This is a genomic window from Desulforamulus aquiferis, from assembly GCF_030577015.1.
In the GTDB taxonomy this organism is placed as follows: domain Bacteria; phylum Bacillota; class Desulfotomaculia; order Desulfotomaculales; family Desulfotomaculaceae; genus Desulfotomaculum; species Desulfotomaculum aquiferis.
Window position 1 is genome coordinate 112799 of sequence record NZ_JARPTC010000016.1, and the last position, 25829, is coordinate 138627.

The 25829-nt window shown below is 41.3% G+C and carries 27 protein-coding genes and 2 riboswitches; of the genes, 20 read left to right on the forward strand and 7 right to left on the reverse strand.

The window, feature by feature from the left end; translation table 11 throughout:
- Positions 1-24: 24 nt before the first annotated feature.
- The 5 genes from P6N53_RS11385 to P6N53_RS11405 are packed head-to-tail and all read right to left on the reverse strand — an operon-like array spanning position 25 to position 3558.
- Positions 25-876: an energy-coupling factor ABC transporter ATP-binding protein gene (locus P6N53_RS11385; RefSeq protein WP_304543218.1), complete on the reverse strand. Its 852-nt coding sequence runs from the start codon at positions 874-876 to the stop codon at positions 25-27.
- Positions 877-1656: a cobalt ECF transporter T component CbiQ gene (gene cbiQ, locus P6N53_RS11390; RefSeq protein ID WP_304543220.1), complete on the reverse strand. Its 780-nt coding sequence runs from the start codon at positions 1654-1656 to the stop codon at positions 877-879.
- Positions 1643-1936: an energy-coupling factor ABC transporter substrate-binding protein gene (locus P6N53_RS11395; protein ID WP_304543222.1), complete on the reverse strand. Its 294-nt coding sequence runs from the start codon at positions 1934-1936 to the stop codon at positions 1643-1645. The genes cbiQ and P6N53_RS11395 overlap by 14 nt, the downstream gene beginning before the upstream one ends.
- Before the next feature lie 13 nt (positions 1937-1949).
- A complete protein-coding gene (locus P6N53_RS11400; protein WP_304543224.1) occupies positions 1950-2693 on the reverse strand; it encodes an energy-coupling factor ABC transporter permease in 744 nt (247 codons plus the stop codon).
- 28 nt (positions 2694-2721) lie between these two features.
- The gene (locus tag P6N53_RS11405; protein ID WP_304543226.1) at positions 2722-3558 is read right to left on the reverse strand and encodes a sirohydrochlorin cobaltochelatase; all 837 of its coding nucleotides are present in this window, start codon (positions 3556-3558) and stop codon (positions 2722-2724) included.
- A 99-nt stretch (positions 3559-3657) separates the two neighbouring features.
- Positions 3658-3828, reverse strand: a riboswitch (cobalamin riboswitch).
- A gap of 252 nt (positions 3829-4080) precedes the next feature.
- Positions 4081-4259: riboswitch (cobalamin riboswitch) on the forward strand.
- Between the two features lie 87 nt (positions 4260-4346).
- Here P6N53_RS11405 and cobT point away from each other — a divergent pair.
- The 19 genes from cobT to P6N53_RS11500 all read left to right on the forward strand — a co-directional run bounded on the left by cobT (position 4347) and on the right by P6N53_RS11500 (position 22426).
- Entirely contained in the window at positions 4347-5402 is a 1056-nt protein-coding gene (cobT, locus tag P6N53_RS11410) for a nicotinate-nucleotide--dimethylbenzimidazole phosphoribosyltransferase (RefSeq protein WP_304543229.1), read from the forward strand.
- A 127-nt stretch (positions 5403-5529) separates the two neighbouring features.
- Positions 5530-5799 (forward strand): hypothetical protein, encoded by a 270-nt coding sequence (locus P6N53_RS11415; protein WP_304543230.1) that lies wholly within the window; start codon positions 5530-5532, stop codon positions 5797-5799.
- Positions 5800-5892: 93 nt separating this feature from the next.
- Positions 5893-6312, forward strand: coding sequence for a Fur family transcriptional regulator (locus P6N53_RS11420; RefSeq protein ID WP_304543231.1), 420 nt, complete (start codon positions 5893-5895; stop codon positions 6310-6312).
- Between the two features lie 125 nt (positions 6313-6437).
- Entirely contained in the window at positions 6438-6701 is a 264-nt protein-coding gene (locus P6N53_RS11425; protein WP_304543233.1) for a hypothetical protein, read from the forward strand.
- A gap of 172 nt (positions 6702-6873) precedes the next feature.
- Positions 6874-7056, forward strand: a complete 183-nt coding sequence (locus tag P6N53_RS11430; RefSeq protein ID WP_304543236.1) for a hypothetical protein — start codon at positions 6874-6876, stop codon at positions 7054-7056.
- A 572-nt stretch (positions 7057-7628) separates the two neighbouring features.
- Positions 7629-8783, forward strand: a complete 1155-nt coding sequence (locus P6N53_RS11435) for an iron-containing alcohol dehydrogenase (RefSeq protein ID WP_304543268.1) — start codon at positions 7629-7631, stop codon at positions 8781-8783.
- A 22-nt stretch (positions 8784-8805) separates the two neighbouring features.
- On the forward strand, positions 8806-10749 hold the full coding sequence (locus P6N53_RS11440; RefSeq protein WP_304543238.1) for a GAF domain-containing sensor histidine kinase: 1944 nt from the start codon (positions 8806-8808) through the stop codon (positions 10747-10749).
- Complete coding sequence (locus P6N53_RS11445) at positions 10739-11383, forward strand: response regulator (protein WP_304543240.1); 645 nt, start codon at positions 10739-10741, stop codon at positions 11381-11383. Before P6N53_RS11440 ends, P6N53_RS11445 begins: the two co-directional genes overlap by 11 nt.
- A gap of 286 nt (positions 11384-11669) precedes the next feature.
- Positions 11670-12728, forward strand: a complete 1059-nt coding sequence (locus tag P6N53_RS11450) for an NAD(P)-dependent alcohol dehydrogenase (protein ID WP_304543242.1) — start codon at positions 11670-11672, stop codon at positions 12726-12728.
- 282 nt (positions 12729-13010) lie between these two features.
- On the forward strand, positions 13011-13817 hold the full coding sequence (gene larE / locus P6N53_RS11455) for an ATP-dependent sacrificial sulfur transferase LarE (RefSeq protein WP_304543244.1): 807 nt from the start codon (positions 13011-13013) through the stop codon (positions 13815-13817).
- A gap of 274 nt (positions 13818-14091) precedes the next feature.
- Complete coding sequence (locus P6N53_RS11460; protein ID WP_304543246.1) at positions 14092-15261, forward strand: M24 family metallopeptidase; 1170 nt, start codon at positions 14092-14094, stop codon at positions 15259-15261.
- Positions 15262-15298: 37 nt separating this feature from the next.
- Positions 15299-16483, forward strand: coding sequence for a M20 metallopeptidase family protein (locus P6N53_RS11465; RefSeq protein WP_304543248.1), 1185 nt, complete (start codon positions 15299-15301; stop codon positions 16481-16483).
- Between the two features lie 36 nt (positions 16484-16519).
- Positions 16520-17743, forward strand: a complete 1224-nt coding sequence (locus P6N53_RS11470) for an aminotransferase class I/II-fold pyridoxal phosphate-dependent enzyme (protein ID WP_304543250.1) — start codon at positions 16520-16522, stop codon at positions 17741-17743.
- 79 nt (positions 17744-17822) lie between these two features.
- Complete coding sequence (ehuB, locus tag P6N53_RS11475) at positions 17823-18719, forward strand: ectoine/hydroxyectoine ABC transporter substrate-binding protein EhuB (protein WP_373323037.1); 897 nt, start codon at positions 17823-17825, stop codon at positions 18717-18719.
- 70 nt (positions 18720-18789) lie between these two features.
- The gene (gene ehuC / locus P6N53_RS11480; RefSeq protein ID WP_304543272.1) at positions 18790-19434 is read left to right on the forward strand and encodes an ectoine/hydroxyectoine ABC transporter permease subunit EhuC; all 645 of its coding nucleotides are present in this window, start codon (positions 18790-18792) and stop codon (positions 19432-19434) included.
- Positions 19435-19436: 2 nt separating this feature from the next.
- Positions 19437-20087 carry an ectoine/hydroxyectoine ABC transporter permease subunit EhuD gene (ehuD, locus tag P6N53_RS11485; protein ID WP_304543252.1) on the forward strand — a complete coding sequence of 217 codons (651 nt, stop codon included), beginning with the start codon at positions 19437-19439 and terminating at the stop codon, positions 20085-20087.
- Between the two features lie 13 nt (positions 20088-20100).
- A complete protein-coding gene (gene ehuA / locus P6N53_RS11490; RefSeq protein ID WP_304543254.1) occupies positions 20101-20922 on the forward strand; it encodes an ectoine/hydroxyectoine ABC transporter ATP-binding protein EhuA in 822 nt (273 codons plus the stop codon).
- A gap of 69 nt (positions 20923-20991) precedes the next feature.
- Positions 20992-21690 carry a GntR family transcriptional regulator gene (locus tag P6N53_RS11495; protein WP_304543256.1) on the forward strand — a complete coding sequence of 233 codons (699 nt, stop codon included), beginning with the start codon at positions 20992-20994 and terminating at the stop codon, positions 21688-21690.
- 103 nt (positions 21691-21793) lie between these two features.
- On the forward strand, positions 21794-22426 hold the full coding sequence (locus P6N53_RS11500) for a flavodoxin family protein (RefSeq protein WP_304543258.1): 633 nt from the start codon (positions 21794-21796) through the stop codon (positions 22424-22426).
- A 50-nt stretch (positions 22427-22476) separates the two neighbouring features.
- Here P6N53_RS11500 and P6N53_RS11505 read toward each other — a convergent pair whose 3' ends face one another.
- A complete protein-coding gene (locus tag P6N53_RS11505) occupies positions 22477-23571 on the reverse strand; it encodes an NAD(P)/FAD-dependent oxidoreductase (protein ID WP_304543260.1) in 1095 nt (364 codons plus the stop codon).
- A 162-nt stretch (positions 23572-23733) separates the two neighbouring features.
- Positions 23734-24492: a 4Fe-4S binding protein gene (locus P6N53_RS11510; protein WP_304543262.1), complete on the reverse strand. Its 759-nt coding sequence runs from the start codon at positions 24490-24492 to the stop codon at positions 23734-23736.
- A 313-nt stretch (positions 24493-24805) separates the two neighbouring features.
- Here P6N53_RS11510 and P6N53_RS11515 point away from each other — a divergent pair, with 313 nt between their 5' ends.
- Positions 24806-25342: a vWA domain-containing protein gene (locus tag P6N53_RS11515; RefSeq protein WP_304543264.1), complete on the forward strand. Its 537-nt coding sequence runs from the start codon at positions 24806-24808 to the stop codon at positions 25340-25342.
- Positions 25343-25829: the final 487 nt, after the last annotated feature.

Here is a 25829-nt window from a genome sequence, read left to right on the forward strand (position 1 = left end):
GGGAATTCCGACGCGTTTTATAAACTATTTGTTTTTTGGGGCATTTTCTTGCAGGATTTTCTTAAAATCAGCCATCTTTTTTGGCAAGGAGATATTCCTGGGTAGGTAGTTATTGGAAGATAGTTCTTGAAAGACCTCCAGCAAAAAGGGTCTGCTAAGGTTGGTGGAAATGAGCAGCTGATCATTAGTAAATATTTCTTCAGGAGTGCCTTCTTTGGTAATTATACCTTCCTTCATGACTAAAACCCAATCTGCCCAACCATAGGCGATATCAACGCAATGGGTAGCCATAATTATTGTGATGTTACTTTGATTTAATTGGTCAAGCAGCTCCATGACATGCTTTGTATACCGTGGATCCAGGGAGGCGGTAGGCTCATCGAAGATCAATACTTCAGGCTCCATGGCCAAAATATCGGCTATAGACACCAACTTTTTTTGGCCATAACTTAGGAAATGGGTTGGTTTATCCTTAAGACTAGTAATACCCGTGTCATCTAAGGCTTTAATAACCCTTGCTTTTACCTCTTCTTTGGATAGACCTAGATTGATGGGCCCAAAGGATACCTCCTGCCATACACTGGCGGAAAATAGCTGGGTGTCCGGGTCCTGAAATACAAAGCCCACTTTACTGCGCAAATTATGCAGTGCTTTGCGATTATATTTTACTTCCTCCCCATGCAGCAAAATTTTACCACTGAAGGGTTTTAATATTCCTATTAAATGAAGTAAGAAGGTAGATTTTCCGGCACCATTTGCTCCCAGGAGGGCAATTTTTTTACCCCTTGCAATATCAGTGGAAAGCCCCCGCAGGGCTAAGGTTCCGTCTGGGTAGGTATAGTGAAGCCCTTGTACTTGTAGTATACTAGCCGACATTTAAATAATGCCTCCGTAAAATAGTGCTATAAAAACTAATAAAACCTGTATAAAGAGAATCATAAATATATTTTTTTTAGATACCTCATAATCCTGCTCCAAAACCTCTAATTTTCCGTTATAACATCTAGCCTCCAGGGTGTTATATAAATCAAGGGAACGCTTGTAGGTACGGACAAATAGGCTGGTGGCTAAACTACCTGTGGACTGGTAGCCTTTTCTTAGACTTGCATAGCCGAGTCTGGCAGACTGTGAGGTATATATTTTTTCTGCAGTTTCCAATAATACAAATATAAAGCGATAGGTAAGGGACATTAGGTCCAAGAGTAGTTCCGGGCACTTAAACCTTCTTAGAACCGAGATTATTTCTGTTAATGGTGTGGTAAGGGACAGAAAATAAAGGCAGGATACGGCAGCGAGAGCCCTTAAAAATAGATTGACTGCTGTATATAGGCTATCGTAGTTTATCCCTATAGTCATACTGAAAAGATTTACACCCCAAAGTAAGGTGGACGTTTCCTGAACGATATTAACTGCAATAGCTATAATTCCAACTAAAAGAAAGGTCATAGGTAAAAGCATGAGTTTAAAGTAAAAACGAAAGGGTAAACTGCCCTTATGGACAGTTACCCAGGCCATTAATAGGATAACCAGCAGGGAAACTACCTCGCAGTTTAAGATCAGACTGGTTATAAGGGTGACCCCTGAAAAGAGAAATCTTTCCAGGGGGTGTATGTGTACTAGGGAATTATTGTAAGCGTACCTATCAAGATGAAGCATCTATAGAGCTTGCCGCCTTTCTGCTTCCCCTTTTGCTGCCAAGATAAAAGCCAATAAATCCTGCTCCGAGGGCTGCTTGCAAGGCAAACAGCAGGCTCTCAATTTCCCCGCTGGGGGGCTCCCAGATTGGCTCCATCCAGGGGGTATAGTCCGGGCTAACTTCACTGATAATTTCTTCAGCCTGCCCATCTGCTCCTCCAAATTCGGCATCATTAAGTATAAGTATAGGGGCCACAGCCAGTAGGACAACACAAAGGATTAATATTAAATTCTTCTTCATAAAAAATCACCCTTTATTTTAAATTATACTTCAGGGTCTGGATGGACTTAAGTTCATTGCTGCTGTGAGCAGTCAGTAAGTTGTAGATTAGCACCGTTAGCAGTCCTTCACTAATTGCCAGTGGCAGCTGGGTAACAGCAAAAATACCCAAGAACTTAACTAGGGAAACCATGATTCCCCCTGTCACGTCAGGGAAGGCAAAGGCAAGCTGGAAGGAGGTGGTTACATAGGTCAGCAGGTTACCTAAGGCAGCAGCAGAGAAAACCGCCAACCACTTAGGTCCTCCTGATTTATTTATAATTAAATAAACACCATAGGCAACGAAGGGGCCAACCACAGCCATAGAAAAAATGTTGGCACCAAGGGTGGTTATGCCACCGTGGGCTAACAATAAGGCCTGAAACAGGAGTACAATACTGCCAAGGACGCTCATGGTGGCTGGACCAAACAATATTGCACCCAGACCTACACCGGTGGGGTGTGAACAGCTGCCGGTCACTGAAGGGATCTTAAGGGCAGAAAGAACGAAGGCAAAGGCACATACCAAGCCCAGCAGCATTTTAAGCTCAGGCTTTTCACTGACTATTTTTTTTATGGAGAAGAAGCCCCAAATAATAAAGGGGGCTGAAAGGGCGGCCCAGAGCAGGCACCACTTGGCCGGTAAAAAACCCTCCATGATGTGCATGGCATAGGCTGTATTGGGTACCAGGAGCAGCAAAACTATTAAAGATGCTATAAGATAGCGTGTTCTTAGCATTTGTTTCACCTCTATAATACTAAATTAATTAATTATGAAGTTCTTCAAAGACAGCAATTAAGTGATCGATGTATATTTTTACAATGTCTTCATAATCCAGCAACCCGCTTAAATTGATATTAACTTTAAATAAAGGGGACAATACACTCTTCCAGGAATCTTCCCCATCACCGGCTAGATCACTAAGGGCATGCTCACCGGCAATATTCATAAAGGGCATAATAGTAATCTCCTTGGCCCTTGCTTTGACTAAATCCTCTTTCACATCGGTCAGGCTGGGAAAACCCTCAACCGTGCCTAAGAAGAGGTTTGGACAAGTGCGCCTGAGCATATCATTAAGACACCCGTAAGTGCTAAAGGCAGGATGTTCGGAACCATGACCCACCAATACCAGGGCATGTTCAGGGGAATTGCTGGGAAGACAGCACTTTAAAAATTTAATGACTGCCTCGTAATCTGACTGATGATAGAGCATCGGCTTACCAAGGACTAATTTTTCAAAGCCAAATTTGCCAATTTTGGATGAAAAATTGTGTCCTGATATACCTCGCAAATGGGACATATTTTCCACAACGTTGACCAGATCATAGTATTCTTGACCTGCAATCATATGCACAGATTGTACTGCAACCCTGGTATACCCTTCATCCTGCAGCCTGGCTAAGGCTGTAACAGGGCTATCATAGTGAAAGCCCATTTTACCTAACCTTTGTCGTATGCTTTTGGCGGTATAGGCCCAACGAACTTCAATGTTAGGGAAGGTTTCCTTTACCTTGTCTTCCAAATTCTTAAAGGAAGTGGCTGCTTGGGTGACGTTGGTTCCAAAGGTTACAAGTAAGATGGCTGTATCTCTGCTATGATTCAAATACTCACCTCCAAAAAAATAATAACCTTAACTTGGCAAAGTTAAGGTTGTCGAACAATTGTAGATGTCCAATTCTTAACTGTTTGCCTCTCCTCGGGAGGAACAGTTCAGCGTTAAGCAAGTCTCCTGACTTATGGCTCATCGATAGTTTCACCTTCCCAGTTAACCCAGTGGTCTTTGAAACCTCTCACCAATTACAGTGGCCGGACCGTTCGGGAATTTCACCCGATTCCTGCTCCCCTAGGGGATACTTAACACCTACAATATTCATTTGTCTTATGTTACCATTTATTGGGTTGCAATGTCTATAATAAGATAGCGACAAATAGGCACTAACAAGTATAAAATATAACAACAATTGTCAATAAAAATGTCTCTGCGTAATATTTTTAAATAGCTAAACAGTATATTCATATAGAAGGACAAAAATCTCTATCTGTCTAATAGGACTTATTATGTATCAAAAATAAAATAAATAACATAAATGTATTGTAAAATGCTCAAGATAGACTTACAATAAATGTAAATAAAACCAGCAGGTGCCCCATGGGGAGAATAGGGAATCAGGTGCAAGTCCTGAGCGGTCCCGCCACTGTAAACGGGTAGTTTAGCACTGGAAAGCCACTGGCCTAAAGGCTGGGAAGGCGGTGCTAAATAATGAGCCGTGGAGCCAGGAGACCTGCCTGTCCTGGTTGAATAATCTGAGGATGATGGAAAAATTCTCGGCCTATTAAGGCTGAGAATTTATTTTTTTAGCTAATAATAAATTCTTGGGAGGGAAATTTGTAATGGAATTATTGCAAGAAACCTTATCAAAAATTCAGGAGCCCAACAGAAATGTGGAGGAATTGGCCCAAAGGAGACTAGACAACCTTACCAAGCCCCTGGGAAGTCTTGGGGTTTTAGAGGAGATCGCCTCCCGTCTGGCAGGTATTCAAGGTCAGGCATTACCGAAGCTTCCCAAAGAGAAGGCAATTATAGTGCTGGCAGGGGATCATGGTGTAACCAATGAAGGAGTAAGTGCCTTCCCACAGGAGGTAACTCCACAAATGGTCCTTAACTTCCTGCGGGGCGGTGCAGGTATCAATGTGCTTGCCCGTCAAGCTGGAGCCAAAGTTGTAGTGGCAGATATAGGTGTGGCGGGGGAGCCTTTAGAATATGAAGGACTAATCTCCTGCCGTGTTAAGTCAGGTACTGATAACTTTGTCCTTGGCCCGGCAATGAGCCAAGAGGAAGCTGTTAAAGCCATAGAAACGGGTATTGCTTTGGTGCAGCAGCAGATACATGACTCTGTAGCTTTGGTGGGAACCGGGGAGATGGGCATAGGAAATACCACACCCAGTGCAGCTATCCTGGCTGTTTTTAGTGGACTTAATCCCATTGATGTTACGGGCAGGGGAACGGGTATAGATGATACACGCATGCAGCATAAGGCCCAGGTGATTGCCAAAGCAATTGAGGTGAACCGTCCAAATCCAAAGGATGGCTTGGATGTACTGGCCAAAATGGGTGGGCTGGAGATAGCCGGCTTGACAGGAGTAATCCTCGGCTGCGCTGCTCGGGGAATTCCTGTCGTAATTGATGGTTTTATTTCCTGTGCGGCAGCCCTGGTGGCCAATTCCATTGCCCCTTTGAGTCGGGAGTACATGTTTGCCTCACACCTTTCGGGTGAACAGGGACATCGCCTAATGCTGGAATTACTAGGCTTGAAACCAATGCTTCATCTGGATATGAGATTGGGAGAAGGTACTGGAGCCTCCCTGGCCTTCCATTTAGTTGAGTCTGCAGTGCTTATAATTAACGAAATGGCCACCTTTGATGAAGCGGGAGTTAGTCAAGGCTAATTGATTGAAACTGGCATAAAATAATGCCAGTTTTTTTTATTGACAAAAGGAAGAATCTAAATTATAATGATTATAAATTAATAACGATAATAAATCGTAAAACTTTAATAGATGGAGGAATATTATTATGCAAAACAAAAGTACTATGTGTTTCAATATTTCTGAACAAGAAAGAGTATCCTTTGAAAGGGTAGCAGAATTAAAGGGCATTTCATTAGGTGAATTATTTAGTAAGTATCAAAAAATTTATTTAGAGAAGAATGTGCTGGGAGACAAGCAACAGCAAAATAATACTGGATTGAGTTTAGGGTATAGTTATGGTAAGCCTTTTTATCAAGTTCGCCAAAATAGGGAAAAAAGCACAGGTATCAATCTTGGTTATATTGCAGTAATATAAATATTTCGGGAACACTAGACAAAAGTCCTGTTACTAAATTACAATAATTATAAATTAGTAACAATTATAAAAACCTGGGGAGGAGGTTAAGCAATGACAATACAAAAGCTTAAGGAATTAGGGCTTAAATTAACACCTCAAAGACTGGCAATACTAAATTTGCTGGAAGGTAATATGAATCATCCATCTGCTGAGGAGATTTACAACCAATTAAAGCCCCAGTATCCGTCCTTGTCCCTTGCAACGGTATACAATACATTAGAGATTTTGGCCGGAGCAGGGGAACTGCAAGAAGTTAGGATAAAGTCAGATAAGAGGCATTTTGACCCAAATTCCGCCCCCCATGGTCATTTTTTATGCAGAAGCTGTGAATCTATTTACGACTTAGACTCAGGAGCCTATGAGATAAAAGCCCCCTTCAATGTAAATGGTTATCAGGTAGAGGAATGTACACTTTATTTTTATGGAATTTGTCCAAAGTGTCAGGCAGCAGCAAAAAATAATGGTAATTAGAGATTCGTAGACGATATAAAATAAGTACGTATACAAATCTAATTAAAGCTAAAAATATTGTTAAAGATAATAATCTAGAATGAGACTTAATGTAAATTATATTAAGTAGAAATGGAGGAATAAACATGGAAAACGAACGTACTATGTGCATTAATATTTCTGAAAATGATAAAAAATACTTCGAGAGAATGGTTGAGTCCCAGGGGATCTCCCCAGGGGATCTATTTAAAAAATATCAAGAGAATTATCTATTAAATATGGAAGATGAGGACTATGATAACACAGGACTAAATCTGGGCTACAATAAAGCTAAGCATTTTTATCAAGCTTGCAGGGAAAGTGATCCAGATAATACAGGTATCAATGTCGGCTATAATCAAGAGAGATAAAAAATACTTGTAAGGCGAGGATTAAATCCCGCCTTTTCTATTTTGTCAGGAAAGAATGAAATCTGCCAGTAGACCAATATGTTTACTTCACTGCTATAATCTTTTCCTTATATAAACTAATAAATTAAAGATACTAGTAGTAGGACTTTAAATCCGATGGGGAGGTGCTGTAATGACTAGCAAATTAAAAAGAGGTTTGCCAGGTACCCCTTTTAACAAAGGAGCCAAATATATGCAGGAAGCAGGGGGTGAAATTGGCTTCTCAGGTCGCGGTAAGGTGCAGGGAAATACCGATGCCTTGTCAAATACAGCCCCGGAGGTGCAAAAGGCCCCAAACAGGTTCTTAATTATGTAGGCCAGGTTTATCCTGGCCCTTTATCTTTTGCCAGGGTTGAAAGACTGATAATAAAAATCGCTTAATAAATATTGACAAAATAAAAAAGACTATTCTTAGATATTTGAGAATAGTCTTTTTTGCCCCAAGTATTTATTTTTCTTCAGGAATATAGATGTATCTAAAGGCAACATCTGCAAAATGAAGAAATTTTTCAAATAATGAGCGCATTAGCTGCACCTTCTTTCCGGGGGCCAGTTATTTATCTATATTTAGGATACAGGTATTTTATATAAAAGTAAAGGGAACCAGTTCTTAAAATAATTCGTGATTGCTCCATATTTCTCAATATTACTAGTATGGTAATACCACCTAAAAGTTTATTTAAGGAAGCATTTTATACAATTAACAAAATAATATACTTGACTATATTAATTTAAAATGATATAAAACAGTTTTATTTGTGCAAAAAAACACTTGCTCTTTTCTACCACTCATAATATTTGATAACTAGTTAGAGTGCTAACAAAAGGAAAATAAAGGAAGATGATGAATATATTTAGTAAATAACTTAAGGGGCTGATGTGGCTATGATGTTAGTACAACAGTTCAGAATACCAGAAATTATCTTTGGCAGAGGCTCTATCAAACAGGTGGGGTTTTGTGCCCAGAGGGTAGGGGCAGAAAAAATTTTTCTAATAACGGACCGGGGGATTTTGCAGGCAGGTTGGATAGATGTAGTGTTACCCTGTCTGAAAAAGGAGGGTATTGCCTATGAAATATGGCATAACCTTACCCCCAACCCCAAAGATTATGAGGTGGAAGAGGCTACCCGCATCTACCTAGAATCAAATTGTGATGCAATAGTGGCGGTAGGGGGCGGGAGTCCAATAGATGTGGCAAAGGCAGTAGCTATCATGGCTACTCACCAGGGCTCAATTCATGATTATGAAGGAGTAGATAAAATATCTAACCCCCTTCCCCCAATGATTATGGTACCCAGTACTGCTGGTTCAGGTGCGGATATCACACAATTTGCTGTAATTGTTGATAGCCTGCGACAGGTAAAAATGATAATGATGAGTAAATCTCTGGTTCCTGACATATCAATTACTGACCCGCTGGTTCTCACCACCAAAGATCCCCAGCTAACTGCTAATTCCGGGATGGATGCCCTGGCCCATGCAATTGAGGCCTATGTGTCAGTTGCTGCAAATTTCCTCACCGATTCCTATGCCCTCACCGCCATCCGGCTTATCTCGGCCTATCTTGGCAAATCTGTGGCCAGTAAAACAAATCTTGAGGCTAAGGATGCAATGGCCAAGGCAAGTCTTCTTGGCGCCATTGCTGCATCAAATGCCCTTATTGGTGCTGTCCACGCCATGGCCCATCAGGTAGGTGGAAAGTTTGACTTACCCCATGGGATGGCTAACGCAATATTATTGCCCCATGTTATGGAATATAACTATCCTGCTTGTATTGAAAGGTTTGCTGAGATTGCCGAAGCAATGGGTGAGCCTCCAGGAAATAAAAACCTTCGGCAGAGGGCAAAGGTTGCCATTGAGTCGGTGAGGATACTAGCTAGGGAAGTTGGGATAGACGAAAACTTTTCAAAAGCTGGGTACAGTTTTTCAGAGGAAAATAACCTGGTTTTAAGCACCAATGCTTCAAAGGATTCTTGCCTTATAACTAATCCCAGGGATGCTGGGACAAATGATATCTATGAGATATTCCGGCGTGCCTTTTAAATTAGGGGAGGAGATGAGGCCAGTGGCCCAAAGATTAAGGGCAGTTAATCGGAAAGGGCAGATTAGTCAAGCTAATCAGGCAATTGGTATAATGGAGCTCTTTAACCAACGGGAGGATATTCCCTACCCAAATGATTTGTTAGTTAAAAACTCTGCCTTGGAGAGACTTGGGGGAGTTAAGAATTCAGCAAAAACTCACTATAGTGAACTCAAGAAGAGTGTAGCCCAGATGCAAAAATGCAACATCAATTTAACTAAGTCACAAAGGGAAATAGAAGGTCTATATCAATTGCTTAAAAAAAAGGCTGATCAAACCCTGGCTATTCTGGATGTTTCCAGGGCAGTAAGCAATATTTTACCCTTCGACCAGATTTTACAGAAGACCAGTACCTTAGTTTCCCAGGTCTTAGGTCCGGTGGAATGTGCACTTTATAGTGCCAGGCAAGGAATGGGGAAAGGTGAGGAAGCCTGGTCCAGTGTAATAAAAAATAAGCTCCCCCAGAAATATTCCGAGCATTATGAAAAGGGTCCCCACTTTTTGGCCTTGCCACTTTTTTCCCGGGGAAATGTTATTGGCGTTTTATCCATTAAAAGGGAAGGGGAGCTTCCTTTTACCCAGGAGGAAGTTGAGCTTTGTACAGGTATTGCCAGTCCTGTGGCGGTTGCCATTGAGAATAGAACACTGGTTGAAAAGTTAGAGAAGGAAAGTCTTCGTTTAAAAACTGCCCTGCTATCATTAAAAGTAATGTCAGATAATCTGGCCATGCTAAATCAAGGGGTAGAACCATTATTGCTGGCCATAGGCGAATCACTGCTGGAGATAACCGATGCACAATATGCTGTGCTTTTAACGAGGACAGACAAACTTGTCAGTATTCACGTACCTAAGCCACTCCCAGAAAAACAAAGCCTGGATGACTATTTTTCTTCTTGGTTAGACCAATTGAACGCTAAGGATTTACCTTGTCTTTATGGCATTGGCTCTCAACAGTTAAAGGATGATACCGTATTAGACTTTTTACCACTAAGATACGGTTTGAAGAATATCGTAGCTTTCCCGATGATTACCAGAGAAAAAATTCTGGGTCTGATACTACTACTCTTTAACAATTACAGGGGGGATGAGGGGTGTCAGTCGATTCTACAAATTTTGGGGAATCAAACAGCAATAGTCCTGGAAAATGCAAGATTATTTGAGGACACCATTTATTTAAAGGACAATGCCGAATCCCATTATAAAATTGTCTGTCAGCAAAAGGAACAGCTAGAACAAAAAAATCAAGAACTGAAGAATATGTACAATATTCTATTTCGTGCTCGGGAGGAACAGATTTTATCTCAAGAAAGGAACCGCATTGCCGGGGATTTGCACGATAATGTTTTGCAGATTCTATTTGCCATAGGACTTCATTTTGAATGGTGCTTTAGTGAACTTTCCACTAACTCCCCAGTGTATGCAAAACTGAAATATTTAGAGGATCTTGTCAATAAAGCTGTGCAAGAAATCCGTAAAGTTATCTGTGAGTTTAGCACATTGGAAGCATCCCTAAGCCTTAGGGATAGTATTGAGGGTTTAGTAAGGGACTTAAATCAGGCTGGCTCGGTTCAAATTTGTGTCAACACCTTCGGCAAAGCCCTCCCTTTACCTAGTGTTGTCAGAAATATAGCCTACCGCATTGTCCAGGAAGCCTTAGTAAATTCCCTGCGTCATGCTTCAGCCTCTAGAATAGATGTAAATATATCTTTTGGTGAAAAGAGGCTGGAAATATTAGTGTGGGATAATGGTGTGGGTATTCCGGAAAACACAATAGAGAGCCTTTCTACTGATGATAAAAAGTTTGGTTTGAAAAACATGCTGCAACGGGCACAGTATTTAAATGGTATTCTCAAGGTCGGCAGATCAAAATCTGGCGGGGTAGAGATAATGGCCGTAATCCCCATAGAAGGAGTTGAATATGATGGATAAAATCACTATCACCATAGTTGATGATCATGAAATTGTCCGGGAGGGTTTAAGACTGACCTTACAGGGGGAGCCAGATTTTGAGGTAATTGGGGAAGCTTCTAACGGCAAGGAACTATTAAGACAGATAAAAGTAAGCCGGCCAGATGTTATTTTATTAGATGAAAGGATGCCCGAGGAAAGGGGTGTTGAAATTTGCAAAAAACTGACTAAGCTTTATCCGGAACTAAAGATTATTATCCTAACGGCCTATGCAGAGCAGGAGGAATCCATTATCCAGGCAATGATGGCGGGGGCCAAGGGATTTCTGATAAAAAATGTAGAAATAAGTGAATTAAAGCGTGCCATAAGGGCGGTGGTCAGAGGTGAGACGGTACTAGACTCCCAAATGGCGGCTTGTATCGTAAAAAAATTGAAGGAAGTCCCCAGTCAAGAATTTGCTCAGCCACTCCTTACGGAGCAGCAATTGGATATCGCCAGGCGGGTGGCGGAGGGATTAACAAACAGAGAAATTGCAGAACAATTATACCTTAGCGAAAATACAATTAAATTTCACATACAAAATATTATGAGAAAATTGGATGTGCATAACAGGATCGCATTAGTTACAAAGTTAATTCAAGATGGAGTAATTTGATGGCCTTTGGATAAAATTCCAAAGGTTTTCTGTTCGAAGGACAATTTTCGAAGACACTTAAAGGCTTAAGGTGAGCTAAGGCAATGTCTATCCAGATAGTTTACACTACCCGATAGGGTATTTACAGGTCATTATGATGGGGTTTGGCACTATACATTAAGACAGGGAACTAAAATAATAACAGCCCAGTTATACCTTTAATATTCATCCGTACTTACGGTGACAGGGAACACCACCTATGAAATAATTAAAGTATGAAAATTCAAAAAATATGGAGGTGTTTTAAATGAAAGGATTTGCAATGCTTCGAATTGGTGAAGTGGGCTGGATTGAAAAGGATAAGCCTGCGGCCGGACCCTACGATGCAATTTGTAGACCTTTAGCAATTGCTCCCTGTACCTCAGATATTCATACGGTTTTTGAAGGTGCCATCGGTGAGAGACATAATATGATACTAGGGCATGAAGCTGTAGGTGAAGTTGTTGAGGTAGGAAGTGAAGTTAGAGACTTTAAGCCGGGTGACCGGGTGGTTGTACCTGCCATTACCCCTGATTGGCGTACGCTGGAGGCTGCGGCAGGTTTTCATCAGCACTCTGGCGGCATGTTGGCAGGCTGGAAATTCTCCAATATTAAAGATGGTTCCATGGGGGAATTTTTCCATGTAAATGATGCGGATATGAACTTAGCCCTTTTACCCGACGAAATACCCCTTGAGACAGCGGTAATGATTCCCGACATGGTTACCACAGGTCTACACGGTGCAGAGATGGCGGATATTCAGTTAGGTGCGACCATTGCGGTTATCGGCATTGGCCCGGTGGGCTTGATGGGAGTGGCAGGTGCAAAGTTAAGGGGTGCAGGCAGGCTGATAGTTGTGGGTAGTAGACCTATTTGTGTAGAGGCGGCAAAGTATTATGGTGCCACCGATGTAGTGAACTACAGGGATGGGGATATTGTTGAGCAGATTGCTAAGCTAACTGGTGGTAAAGGTGTGGATGCTGTCATTATCGCAGGCGGTAAACCGGAAGTAGTGGCCCAGGCTGTTAAAATAACAAAGCCAGGGGGAAATATTTCAAACATTAATTATCATGGCGAAGGTGAATTCCTACCTATTCCCAGGGTAGAATGGGGCTCCGGCATGGCTCACAAAACTGTCAGAGGGGGACTATGTCCAGGTGGTCGACTTAGAATGGAAATGCTCATTGACCTGGTTAAATATAACCGACTAGATCCCGGCAAGCTGGTCACCCATGTCTTTAAAGGAATAGAACACGCTGAAAGGGCTTTATTACTGATGAAGGATAAGCCGAGGGATCTAATTAAGCCTGTAGTGCTGGTTGAATAATATTGGGTAGAAAACAGTGAATATATAAATATTATTTTAAAAGACCCAGGTTAAAATTACAAACCTGGGTCTTTGTATGGATTAGGTCAATTATTTATAACACAGAGCTAAGCTTTTCTGTAATAATAAATGTTAGGTCGGCTTGAAATTTTATATATCTAGGTGATAGTTGATTAATTATAGAAGGCAAAATTAAGGACTGTAAGAAAATTGCTAGAGAAAATGATACAACTATGGCAAAGGTGTATAGAGAAATCTATAGGATTATTAGGAGAATGAGTAATGCTTGGTAATGAAAAATTTTTACAATTATATAATTATCTTAAGAATTTGGATAGGGTCATGGTTGCCTTTTCAGGTGGGGTAGACAGTACCTTTTTACTCAAGGCAGCCAAGGATGCACTGGGGAAAAAGGTAAAGGCTGTAACTATCCGGGCCCCCTATATTCAGAGTTGGGAAATAGAGGAAGCTCTTCAAACAAGTAAGGAATTGGGTATAGCACATGAGATTATTGAGGCCCCCATAATTGATGAGATTAGAAACAATCCTGCAAACAGATGCTATCTATGTAAAAAGGCCATATTTAGTATGATTAAATCCATTGCTGAAAGGCAGCAGTTTCCCTTTGTTATAGATGGCTCAAATTATGATGATACAAGGGAATATAGGCCAGGATTAAAGGCTTTAGAGGAACTGCGTATTAAGAGTCCTTTGATGGATTGTCAGCTAACTAAAAGGGAAATAAGAGATTTATCAAAGGAGTTAGGACTTGTCACCTGGGATAAGCCCTCCTATGCATGCCTTTTAACCAGGATTCCCTATAACAGTGAGTTAAAGGTAGAAGATTTTATCAAGATTGAGAAGGCAGAAAAGTACATGATGGATATTGGCTTCCGGTCAGTTCGTGTTAGATGTCATGAAAAGCTGGCCAGGATTGAGGTAGATAGAAAGGCTATAAATAAAATACTCAATGAGGATTTGCTCCAAGAGATTTCTATTAAACTCAAGGAATATGGTTTCAAATATGTCACCTTAGATTTAGATGGTTACCGGGCTGGGAGCTTCAATGAAAAGGATTGGAAAATGTAAAAAAGGTAAGGGGTAATCAGCTAGACAGAGCAACCGATACTTTATAATTGACCAGCAGAAAAAACTATGGACAGATGATGTTTTCTAAATTATAATTAGAGCAATTTAAAGTGCAACGATCTTCAAAGAAGAAGAACAACTAAAAATGTCAAAGAAGACAGAGTGAGCAGCCTAGACAGCTGTTTACCTGTCTTTTTTTTATTCCCAAGAATTGTCGACAATCGACAATCGACGGAGCTAGGTAATTAGGTAAATGATAGGGGTGGATGGATTAATGCAGCTATTTGATATGACAGAATACCAGCAAAGGCTAATGAAAGTAAAGGAAAAAATGAATGACCAGGGTATTGATGTACTGCTGGTAACTGACCCTGCCAATATGAACTACCTTACAGGGTATGATGGATGGTCTTTTTATGTTCACCAGCTTTTGATCATCCTCCTTGACGAAGCACAGCCCATTTGGGTTGGCAGGGGACAGGATGGTAACGGGGCCAGACTTACCACCTGGCTCGAGCCCAATAACATCAGAGCCTACACAGATGATTATGTTCAATCCTTGATTAAGCATCCTATGGATTTTGTAGCAGATATATTGAAGGAAAAAGGACGGGCCAATTCAACCATAGCAGTTGAAATGGATACATACTACTTTACCGCCATGTGCTATGAAAGATTAAAATTGGGATTATCCAACGCACGTTTTAAGGATGGTACATTACTGGTCAATTGGGTACGGATTGTTAAATCAGAAAAAGAAATTGAATGTATGAAGAAAGCTGCCTGCATTGTGGAAAGGGTTATGCAAACAGGTATTGATTCAATCAATGAGGGAGTTAGGGAATGCGATGTGGTTGCAAATATCTATCATGCCCAGATAAGTGGTACAACAGAGTTTGGCGGAGATTATCCTGCCATCGTTCCCCTGCTGCCAGCCGGGGAGAAAACTTCCACGCCTCACCTGACCTGGAGTGATAATAAGTATAAAAAAGGGGATACAGTAATCCTTGAACTGGCTGGCTGCTATAAACGTTACCATGCTCCCCTGGCCAGAACCCTTTCCCTAGGAGAGCCTTTGCCTAAAGTAAAGGAATTATCGGAGATTGTAGTGGAGGGTATTAATGCTGCTCTAGCAGTGATTAAGCCGGGTATTACCTGCCAAGCCATTGAGGCTGCCTGGAAAAGGGTGCTAGAAAAAAGTGGGTTTATTAAGGATTCACGCATTGGCTATTCAATGGGTCTTAATTATCCACCTGATTGGGGCGAGCATACTGCCAGCTTACGACCTGGTGATATGACTATTCTCCGACCCAATATGACTTTTCACCTGATACCAGGCATCTGGTGCGAGGACTTTGGGGTTGAAATAAGCGAGCCCTTTAGGGTAACGGAAAATGGTTGTGAAACCTTTGTGGATTTTCCAAGGAGATTAATTACCAAGTAGCAATTTAAGAGGAAGTTCTTAGTGGGGGCGGTTAATATTGGATATAAAAAAAGAAGTAGCTTCATTAAATAAAGAGCTGATTAACCTTCGACGGGATTTACACATGCATCCTGAATTGGGTTATGAAGAGGTTAGGACTTCAAAGCTGGTGGCAGATTACTTGAGGGACTGCGGTTTGGAAGTAACAAATGTTGCAAAAACCGGTGTTGTTGGACTGTTAAGGGGGGCAAAACAGGGTAAAACGCTTTTGCTCAGGGCAGACATGGATGCCCTGGAGCAAACGGAACTAAACGATATCGGCTATAGATCTCTCCATGAGGGAAAAATGCATGCCTGTGGTCATGATGGACATACAGCTATGCTAATGGTTACAGCCAAGATATTGGCTAAGTATAGGGCTCAGATCGATGGGAATATTAAATTTGTTTTTCAGCCAAATGAGGAAACTGCCGGGGCTCTAGATATGATTAAGGAAGGGATTTTGGAAAGTCCTAGGGTTGACGCAGCCTTTGGCTTACATCTCTGGACACCCTTAGAGAGCGGCAAAATTGGTGTTGTGGCTGGCCCAACAATGGCAGGCAATGAGGAGTTTGAGCTAACCATCCATGGGCGGGGGGGACACACTGCTTCTCCCCAGGCTTCCATAGACCCCATTATGGCAGCAGCTACCATTGTGCAAAGCATACAGCTGCTTCAGACCAGGGAAGTAAGTGTCCTTAGTCCAACCCTTATTATCTTTGGCAAAATCAAGGGAGGAACAGGAAGAAATATTATAGCTGACAAGGTGGAGCTAGGGGGTACCATACGTTATCTTTACGAAAATGAAGACGAAAAGAAGGAAGAACTGAAAGCTAGTTTTGAGAGAATCATAGGTGGTATTTGTACAGCTACCCGCACTAAATATTCATTAACCTACATACCCAGTAACCCCAGCATAATTAATGACCCATCCATGGTTGAACTGGTTAGAATTTCTGCCCAAAAAACCCTTGGTTGTGATCAAAATGTGGTGCCCCAGTTGGTTATGGCAGGGGAAGATTTTGCGGAGTTTAGCCGTAGGGTTCCCAGTGCCTTTTTCTTTATCGGGACGGGCAACAAGGAGAAGGGCACTGATTATCCCCATCATCACCCCCAGTTTAATATTGACGAAGATACCCTGGCAACGGGTGTTGAAATGCATGTAAGGAATACATTGGCCTTTTTACAGGGGACAAACTCCTAATATGTCAGGGACAGTAGAAGAGAGGGAGAGTGGGGAATGTTTAACAATTTAGAAGAGATAGATTTACTCATCAAACAGCATGAAGCTTACCGTCAGCAGTGCTTAAACCTAATAGCCTCTGAAAATTATTCCAGTCAAACAGTTCGCAATTATCTTACCTCGGACCTGGGGAACAGGTATGGCTGTTATGCCGGGGTAGATTTAACAGCCAGGGAGTATAGGGGTAATAGATATATCCAGGAGCTAGAGGCTAAGACTCAAAAACTGGTGGGTGAGGTCTTTAAGGCTGACTATGTTGATTTAAGGCCGGTGAGCGGACATGTTGCCGGTATTGCAACCATATTGGGCCTGCTGTCCCCTGGAGATCTTGTTTTGGAAATACATTTAAGGGATTGGGGCCATGGAATGGCACAGCTGATGGTAGGAGCACCCCATTTTGGGCAAACACTGGAGTTTGACGACATTCCCTTTGATCAAAACCGAATAGTTGACCTGGCAATGCTGATTGGGAAGATGCAAGAATGCAGGCCGGCAATGGTAATTTTCGGAGGTTCGGGCATGCTGTTTCCTGAGCCTGTGGCAGAAATAAAGGCCGTAGCTGAAAAAATGGGAATACTTGTAGCCCATGACTCTTCCCATGTCACTGGTCTGATTGCCGGCGGGGTTTATCCAAACCCCCTTGACCAGGGAGCGGACATCATGTTTGGCAGCACCCACAAATCCTTTCCCGGCCCCCAGGGTGGGTTCATCGCTACCAGAGATTTTAATATTTATGAGCGAGTAGGGAATGTACTTGCGTCCCTGGTTACCAGTCACCATTTAAACAGGCTGCCGGCCTTGGCTGTGGGGATGCTGGAGATGAAAGAGTTTGGCAAGGCCTATGGAGAACAAATAATTAGAAACTCAAAGACCCTGGGCAAGGCCATGGAAGAAGCCGGCTTGACAGTTATTGGCGCAACAAAGGGCTATTCAGAAACCCATCTTATTCTTGTGGATGTTAGTAAATATGGCAGTGGAGTTCACATATCCAAGATTTTGGAGAGTTCAGATATCCTTTGTTCCGACGATTTTGGCCAGTTAGATAGGGAGCTAAGGATTGGTACTGCTGAGGTTACCCGTAGGGGAATGGAGGAACAGGAAATGAAAAGAATTGCTGATTTCTTTAAGAGGTTAATTATTGAACAGGAAAATCCCGAGCAAATTAAGGAAGAGGTTAATCTTTTTGCCAGTAAATATTCTGGATGTCGGTACAGTTTATAAAGAGGTTAAATTCAAGGGACAAAGGGGGTTAGAAGGTTTTAAATATTTCATTAATTAATGATGAAGGAGTGGATTTTGAATGAAAAAAAGAATGCTGTTTGGATTAGTTGTAAGCTTTATGTTGGCTCTTATGCTGGTAGGCTGCGGAGGCAACACTAAAGAGCAGGGTGGGGAGAATGTAAAGGCAGAAAGCACCTTGGAAAAGGCAAAGAGTCAAGGCTATATAACGGTGGGTTTTGCCAATGAAGCACCCTATGCATATGCCACCCCGGATGGAAAGCTAACTGGCGAAGCCGTTGAAGTTGCCAGAGCTATCTTTAATAATATGGGCATTCAAGAAATGAATGGTGTACTTACTGAGTTCGGTTCTTTGATTCCAGGTCTCAAAGCTAACCGTTTTGATGTCATCACTGCCGGAATGTATATCACTGAGCCCCGGAGCAAGGAAGTTGAGTTTGCTAACCCTGAGTATACAATTGGTGAGGCTATAGCTGTAAAGGCTGGCAATCCATTGAATTTGCATAGCTATCAGGATATTGCAGCCAACTCCAAGGTGAAGATTGGTGTTATGGCTGGTGCCGTAGAATTTGATATGGTGGTGAAATCCGGTGTAGCCAAAGAGCAGATTGTAACAGTTCCGGATCAACCTTCCGCCTTAGCTGCCCTCCAGGCCGGCAGGGTGGACGTTATTACCATGTCCGGTCCTGCTTTACAGACCATGTTGGATAACGCTAAGGACTCTAGGGTTGAGAGGGTTATGGATTTTACTCAACCAATTATTGATGGAAAAGCAGCCCAGTCTTTCGGTGCAGCTGCCTTTAGAAAAGAGGATAAGGATTTTGCTGAGGCATATAACCAGGAACTGGAAAAGCTGAAGCAATCAGGACAACTTCTCGAAATATTAAAGGAATTTGGCTTTACTGAGCAGGAGTTTCCAGGGGATATGACGGTGGAAAAGGTACTGTCAGGTCAATAATCAACAGGCCGGAGGTATCCTTTGATACCTCCGGCTAACTCCGAACTTGTCGGTAAGTAAAAGGAGTGTGATTATCATATTTGAGTTGCTACCAGGACTGCTGCCTGGCGTACGGATCACCTTGCTGTTGACAGCCTTGTCGGCCTCCTTGGCACTGATTATCGCCTTTATAGTCGGATTTGCTCGTCTTTCAAAGTATCGGCCGGTCAGATTCCTGGCAACGGTTTTTGTGGAGTTTTTCCGGGGTACATCCTTACTGGTGCAATTGTTCTGGGCCTATTTTGTATTACCCTTCTTTGGCATAGAATTAACTGCCATGCAGGCGGGGGTATTAACCTTAGGCTTACACTATGGTGCTTATGCTTCAGAAATAGTTAGGAGTTCAATATTAGCCATACCCAAGGGTCAGACCGAGGCAGGTATTTCTTTAAATATGACCAGAGTGCAAATTATGCAAAGGATTATCTTGCCCCAAGCTTTTTTAAGGATGTTACCACCCTTTGGCAATACCTTCATTGAAATGTTGAAGGGTACTTCCCTGGTGTCTTTAATTACTCTATCAGATTTAATGTTCCAGGGGGTTATGATACGATCAACCACCCTGAGAACTACAGAAACCTTTGCCCTTGTATTACTGCTCTATTTTATTATCGCCATACCCTTTACCCTTGGGGTTCGTTGGTTGGAGAGAACATTGGTTAGAGGGAGGGCTTAACTATGTGGGATTGGAATTATACCTTGAGTTTCATACCGGAGCTTTTAGGGGCCCTTAAAATAACCATAAGCGCAACCTTTGTTGGATTTTTTTTGGCTTGTCTCCTTGGCTTGCCCCTTACTATGGCAAGACGATCTAGGTGTAAACCCTTATCTTTAGTTACCGCTGGAATTATAGAATTTATCAGAAGCACACCTCTGTTGGCACAAGTTTATTTTATATTTTATGTTTTTCCTAACTATGGACTATCCCTATCCCCCTTTGCAGCTGGCGTAATTGCCCTGGGCATTCATTATGCCACCTATTTATCGGAAGTTTACAGAGGTGGAATTGAGGCTATACCTAAGGGGCAATGGGAAGCAGCGAGGGCCTTAAATTTTTCAAAGAGCCGTACTTGGATTAAAATCATACTTCCACAAGCTATTCCTCCCATTTTGCCTGTGATGGGGAATTATTTAATTGGTATGTTTAAAGAAACACCGCTGCTTTCAGCCATTACATTGGTGGAGATACTTCAAGTTGCGAAAATAACCGGCGCCCAGTCATTTAGATATCTGGAACCGATTACCATTGTAGGTATATTGTTTTTAGTGCTAAGCTATATCTCCTCCATAGGGGTTCAACGTTTGGAAACAAAGTTGAACAGGAGATAAGGAAGGTGACTTTATGAAATTGAATATAACCAAGCCAATTATAAAGTATCGGAATATCAGCAAATCCTTCGGAAGTCTTAGGGTGCTTAATGATCTTAGCCTTGATATAGCTCCCAATGAAAAGGTGGCCCTCATTGGGCCTAGCGGCTCGGGCAAGACAACCCTGGGTCGTTTGCTAATGACCTTGGAAAGACCGGACGCTGGAACCATTGAGGTGGATGGGGAAATGCTCTGGCACAAGGAAGTAAATGATCAGCTAATGGCGGCTGACGAAAAACACTTACATCGGATAAGAAGTAAAATAGGTATGATTTTTCAACAGTTCAACCTGTTCCCTCACATGAATGTTTTGCGAAATGTCACTGAAGCCCCCATTCATGTACTTGGTTTGTCAAAGGAAGAGGCTAAGGAGCATGCAGTTGCCATGTTGAAAAAGGTTGGACTGGGTGAAAGGATGGAACATTATCCATCCCAATTGTCAGGAGGTCAACAACAACGGGTAGCCATAGCCAGGGCCCTTGTTATGAAGCCGAAGGTGATGGTGTTTGATGAGGTAACCTCAGCCTTAGATCCAGAATTGGTAGGGGAAGTTTTGGCAGTTATTAAGGAGATAGCATCCGAGGGGGAAATGACCATGCTTTTGGTTACCCATGAAATGGATTTTGCCAGGGAGGTGGCTGACAGAATCTTGTTTATGGATGGAGGAGCAATTTTAGAGCAGGGTCCACCGGAGCAAATATTTGGCAATTCACAAAATCCTCGTACCAGGGATTTTTTAAGTAGATTTGTTCGTAATAGAGGAGTCGACTACTGCCATTCGGCAGTAAATTCCTAAGAGACCAAAGGAGGGGGCAAAATGTTCCCAAATGATTTAGCCAGTGGTGGAATAATGGAGAGGTGTTAAATGGAACAATATAAACAGCTGACAAATACTAGTTTAAACACCATCGTTTCAAAATATTTAAGGGATAAGATTCTTTTGGGGGAATTGAAGGGCGGGGAAAGAATTGTGGAGTCTGATATAGCTGATTTGCTGGGGATTAGCAGGGCCCCCGTGAGAGAAAGTATTCAAGAATTAGCTAGTCAGGGATTAATCAAGTCAATTCCCCGTAAGGGTAACTTTGTGGTTAAGTTTACCATGAGTGATGTTGCAGAAATATTTGATATCAGACTGTTGATGGAAAACAGTGTGATTGAAATTCTTATTAATGAAGACAAGCTTACAAATTATGATATCTCGAGGCTAAAGGCCATAGTGGATGAGATGACTGTAATATCTAAGGGCGAAGACGAATTTGCCAATAAAATGATTATGCTTAACGAAAAGGATGTTGAGTTTCACAGCTATTTGTGGCAAAGATCCGGTAGTGCCAGAAGGGTTAAAATTTTGCAAGATCTGCACTTGCAATTGCGCATAGCCATGGTTATTGATACCAAGTTAACGGGCAATCTAGATAAAACCGCCAGGGATCATTATGAAATTATTAAGCACCTGGAACAAAAGGATATTGAGAATTGTGTAAAGGCCATTCGGGATCATATCATAAGTCAAGAGAAGCCTCCCTTGAAAAGGCTGACACAAAAATCAGAAGGTTACCTTTAGGTAAGTTAACTTACCTAAAAGTGCATACTTGTTCTATATTTAATAATGAGCTATACTCCTAGGAAAAAGGTGATAGTATCTTATAATTTTAAGGAGGAAAACAATGAAAGTAGTAGCTTTTAATGGAAGTCCTCACAAAGAAGGAAATACCTACCAAGCTATCAAAATCGTGGCTGATGAACTAATCAAAGAGGGTATTGAGACTGAAATTATTCACGTGGGCAACAAGGAGATAAGGGGCTGTATTGCCTGTGGCCAATGTGCCAAGAATAAAAATGAAAGATGTGCTATTTCGGATGCGGTTAATGAATGGATTCAGATGATGAAAAATGCTGATGGCATTATTCTAGGATCACCTGTACATTATTCAGCCATTGGAGGCACTATGAAATCATTTTTAGATAGGGCCTTCTATGTGGCAGGTAGTAATAACGGGATGTTAAGGCATAAAATTGGTGCATCGGTGGTGGCCGTAAGACGCTCCGGCGGGCTACCAACCTTTGAACAGCTTAACAATTATATCCTTTACTCAGAAATGTTTATGCCTACGTCAAATTACTGGAATGTTATTCATGGAACTAGACCAGGAGAAGCAGTACAGGATGAAGAGGGCGTTCAAATTATGCGGGTTCTTGGTAAAAACATGGCCTGGCTTATGAAGGTTATTGAACAAGGCAAGGGTTCCATTAAGCCACCAGAAAAGGAAGCTAAGAAGTTCTTTAATTTTATCCGCTAAACCTTTCTAATGAATAAGAGTAAGGGGATGACTTTAAGTTGTCCTCTTTTTTATTCTGCCGATATTAACTTGTTTACTTTCTTTATGACGCTTCCGAAGATATCTGTTAAATTAAATCCGCTATTATAGATTGTTTGCTTGACCCCGGGGGTGTCTATTAATGTTATTATTCTGTCGAAATCTTTATTGGTTAGGCTTTTCATCCGGTCCCTAAAGGCTGAGATATTTTCAATGTGATCCTGAAGTGGTTTTACCATAGCTTCATATTCTTTTCCCTTGATGATTGCCCTTGCTGCAAATATCCCGCTAATCAGTGCTCCTACACTGCCTATACCAGTTAACCTTTCCGTTAAGCCTGCTGCACGACCTGTTAAATAGATATTATCTTTTTGAAACCTTGTTACCTTTCCGACGGAAAATGGCGGTGGCTTAATATGGTATAAGAACTCAAGGTGCTCAAGACCTTCTGTAGCCAAGAAATGAGTAAAATTGGAATCTATTTCAGATATGCTGCTCTCAAAGTTATAGATTTTTACCACAGCCTGGGTGTTATTGATAGGAGTTACCCTGGCATAACCTGTTCCAGAATAATCGGTATTAAAATATATAGTGGAGGAGCCAGGTGTAAAATCACCTAAGGCAAGGCCACCATAGATATTAACAAGATCCTTCTGCTCCCATACGCCAAGCTCCTTTGCTACAGTTTCTTTGCCTGTGGCAATTACCACGGCATCGTATTTTTTAGATAATTCTTTATAATCAGCAGGTCTGTTGTAATGCATAGCAGTTTGCTGAAGCTCTCGGAGTAATTGGTTTTCTAGTGAATCAACATATTTTCCCCGGGCTAAAAAATAGCCTAGATTTCCTGAAACCTCAGCCCTAGCGTTAGGAGATTTTAATACAAAATGATTACATTCAAACAGGGGCTTAATATCTAAACCATAACTTTTGGCCATATACTTCCTGATATCTTTCATTTTACTCTCAAATATATTTAGTTGTACCGATACAGAGGGCCAAATCCACCCAACAGATTTGTCCCTTTCAAAGACGTCTGCATTTACGCCAAGTCTTTCACATTCAAGGGCACATGCCAAGCCAGCAGGACCGGAACCTATGATGGCTATCTTCAGTTTTTTATTCATAAAAGTAAACTACCCCTTGAAAGGATTTTATACATTTCATATTAGGAAAGTAATTTAGCTTTAATATAACCATAAAAATAAAAATCTTGCATCAACATCAAACCCCTCACCTATTGAAAAAAAGATGAGGGGTATTGTGTTCTTAGGATTAGCCAATTTGCCTTATTTTCTGCTTATTTCAAGATTACACCCTTTTGCTTCTTCTTCTGTACCTAGATAGAGAATTTCTACTGGACAATTTTTTACACATGTTGAGCAGCGAATACAGTGTTCATTATCAATCTGATTTTTATCGGAGAACTCTTTATAAGGGGCCAGTTGCATTGGACATACCTTTGAGCACTTACCGCAGGAGCGACATAAGTCTTTATTTGAAACAGAAATTTTAAGATCAGTTCTTTTACCTAGCCCCATTATTTTGCTCAATTTATAAAAGAGCCTTTGAAAGGTTCCCATAGGGCAGAAGTAACACCAAGTTCTTGGATTAATTAGTACTGCCAAAACACTTCCAATTATAGTCACCACGAAATAGTTCATAACAAAAACTAAACCCAGTTGATCTAAAAAGGGAGCTGTGCCTAGGATACCAATTACATCTACTAATCTACTAACTAAAATGTACATAAATAGGCTAAAAACAAGCAAAGACATTAAAATGTGCCTAAAAGAGAAGGGGATTTTTTTAAATCTGCTTATGGGCATAAGAATAAAGTCAAAAAGACTGCCGTGGGGGCAGAAATTGCCACACCAGTATTTGCCCTTGGCAAAACCCAAAACAGCCAAGGATAACATTATTGGAATGATCAATAAACCTAATTTGGGGAACCATAACCCCCCAAATGCAACAAGGATAACAAATAGCCAGGCATATTTTCTTAGGGGTGTATAAATTCGGTTGGTTTTCATGAATAAAGTCCTCATTGTTGAACCACCTCTCGCAAACCTATATACCTATACCCGTATGGGTATATATTGTATTGTATGCTAGAAAAATATTTTTGTCAAAAATATTTTAAACACCTTCCAAAGATTATCAGCAGTAGGGTAATCCCTTAACCGGAAGTGCCCTATGGTTTTAATAGGATCATTGTACAAATAATCACAAATATTGGAACAGGTATTTATCACTTGTTGTCGAAAATAACTTATCTGGAGTCCCTAAATACCTATTTAGCAAATAAACAAAAAATAGTTATACCAACTAACATAATCAATAATTTGAGGAGGTTGAATTGTGTCGGCAGAGACATTATACGTTGTGCTAGATATTTCTGGAAGTATGAGGGAAATGGGTAAGTTGACTACAGCAAGAAGTTTGATTACTTTTATCAGAGAGTACGCATCGCAAAAGAAGTATGCGCCTGTGTTTTGCAGAGTACAAATTTTCACCTGGAATGAGCATGTTCATGCTGTTGAATTGTCGGACTTTAATGAGACCCCATATTTTTGGGCCTCTGGAAAAACCGATATGGATCAGCTAAGGAAATGGTTGAATCATCACTCACTAGACTCATCTCCATTGAATGTGATTATTCTAAGTGACGGCAACTACCCCGAATCCAGTCTGACAACTATTTCCCGCTGGCTGAATCAACAATCAAATATAAATATAAGTGTTGTGTCCATAGGTTCAGATGCTTCCGTAGCCAATCTAAATAAACTGTCTACCCAAAAAAAATCTTTCCCTCCAGAAAATATTTCTATTGCCTTGCAAACCTTATTTAGCCAAATCAATCTTAAGACATTGCCGCCACTATCACTACATGATTGAGCCAACGAATGAGTCAGGGATGGAGCTCTGACTCATTTTATATCTCCTTTGTTCACCTTAAGACAAAATTATAATAAAGCTGCTCATTTACAAAATATTTTTCTTGCCAAACAATATTAGTCGTGCTAAACTAACAAAGTCGTTGCAAGGTGGTAGAGAAAAATTACCACTTGCTTGAAGGCAATCAAAGGAAATTACCAAAAACTTGCACTTGAAACAGAGTCGGGGACATGGTAAGATGTAATTCCTGGCCGAGAGGACAGGCGGTCTTTGAAAACTAAACAGTAGATGATGAATGCAAACTTGGTTTAATGACAAGTCAGTGCAAACTGAGACTGTCATAACCACAAATGAATTCTCGTCAAGCGTTAATAAAAACGCTAGCAAGTAATTCCTAAACAAGTAAAAGAAGAGCTAATCAACTCTTTAAATATTGCAAGATATTTAATGGAGAGTTTGATCCTGGCTCAGGACGAACGCTGGCGGC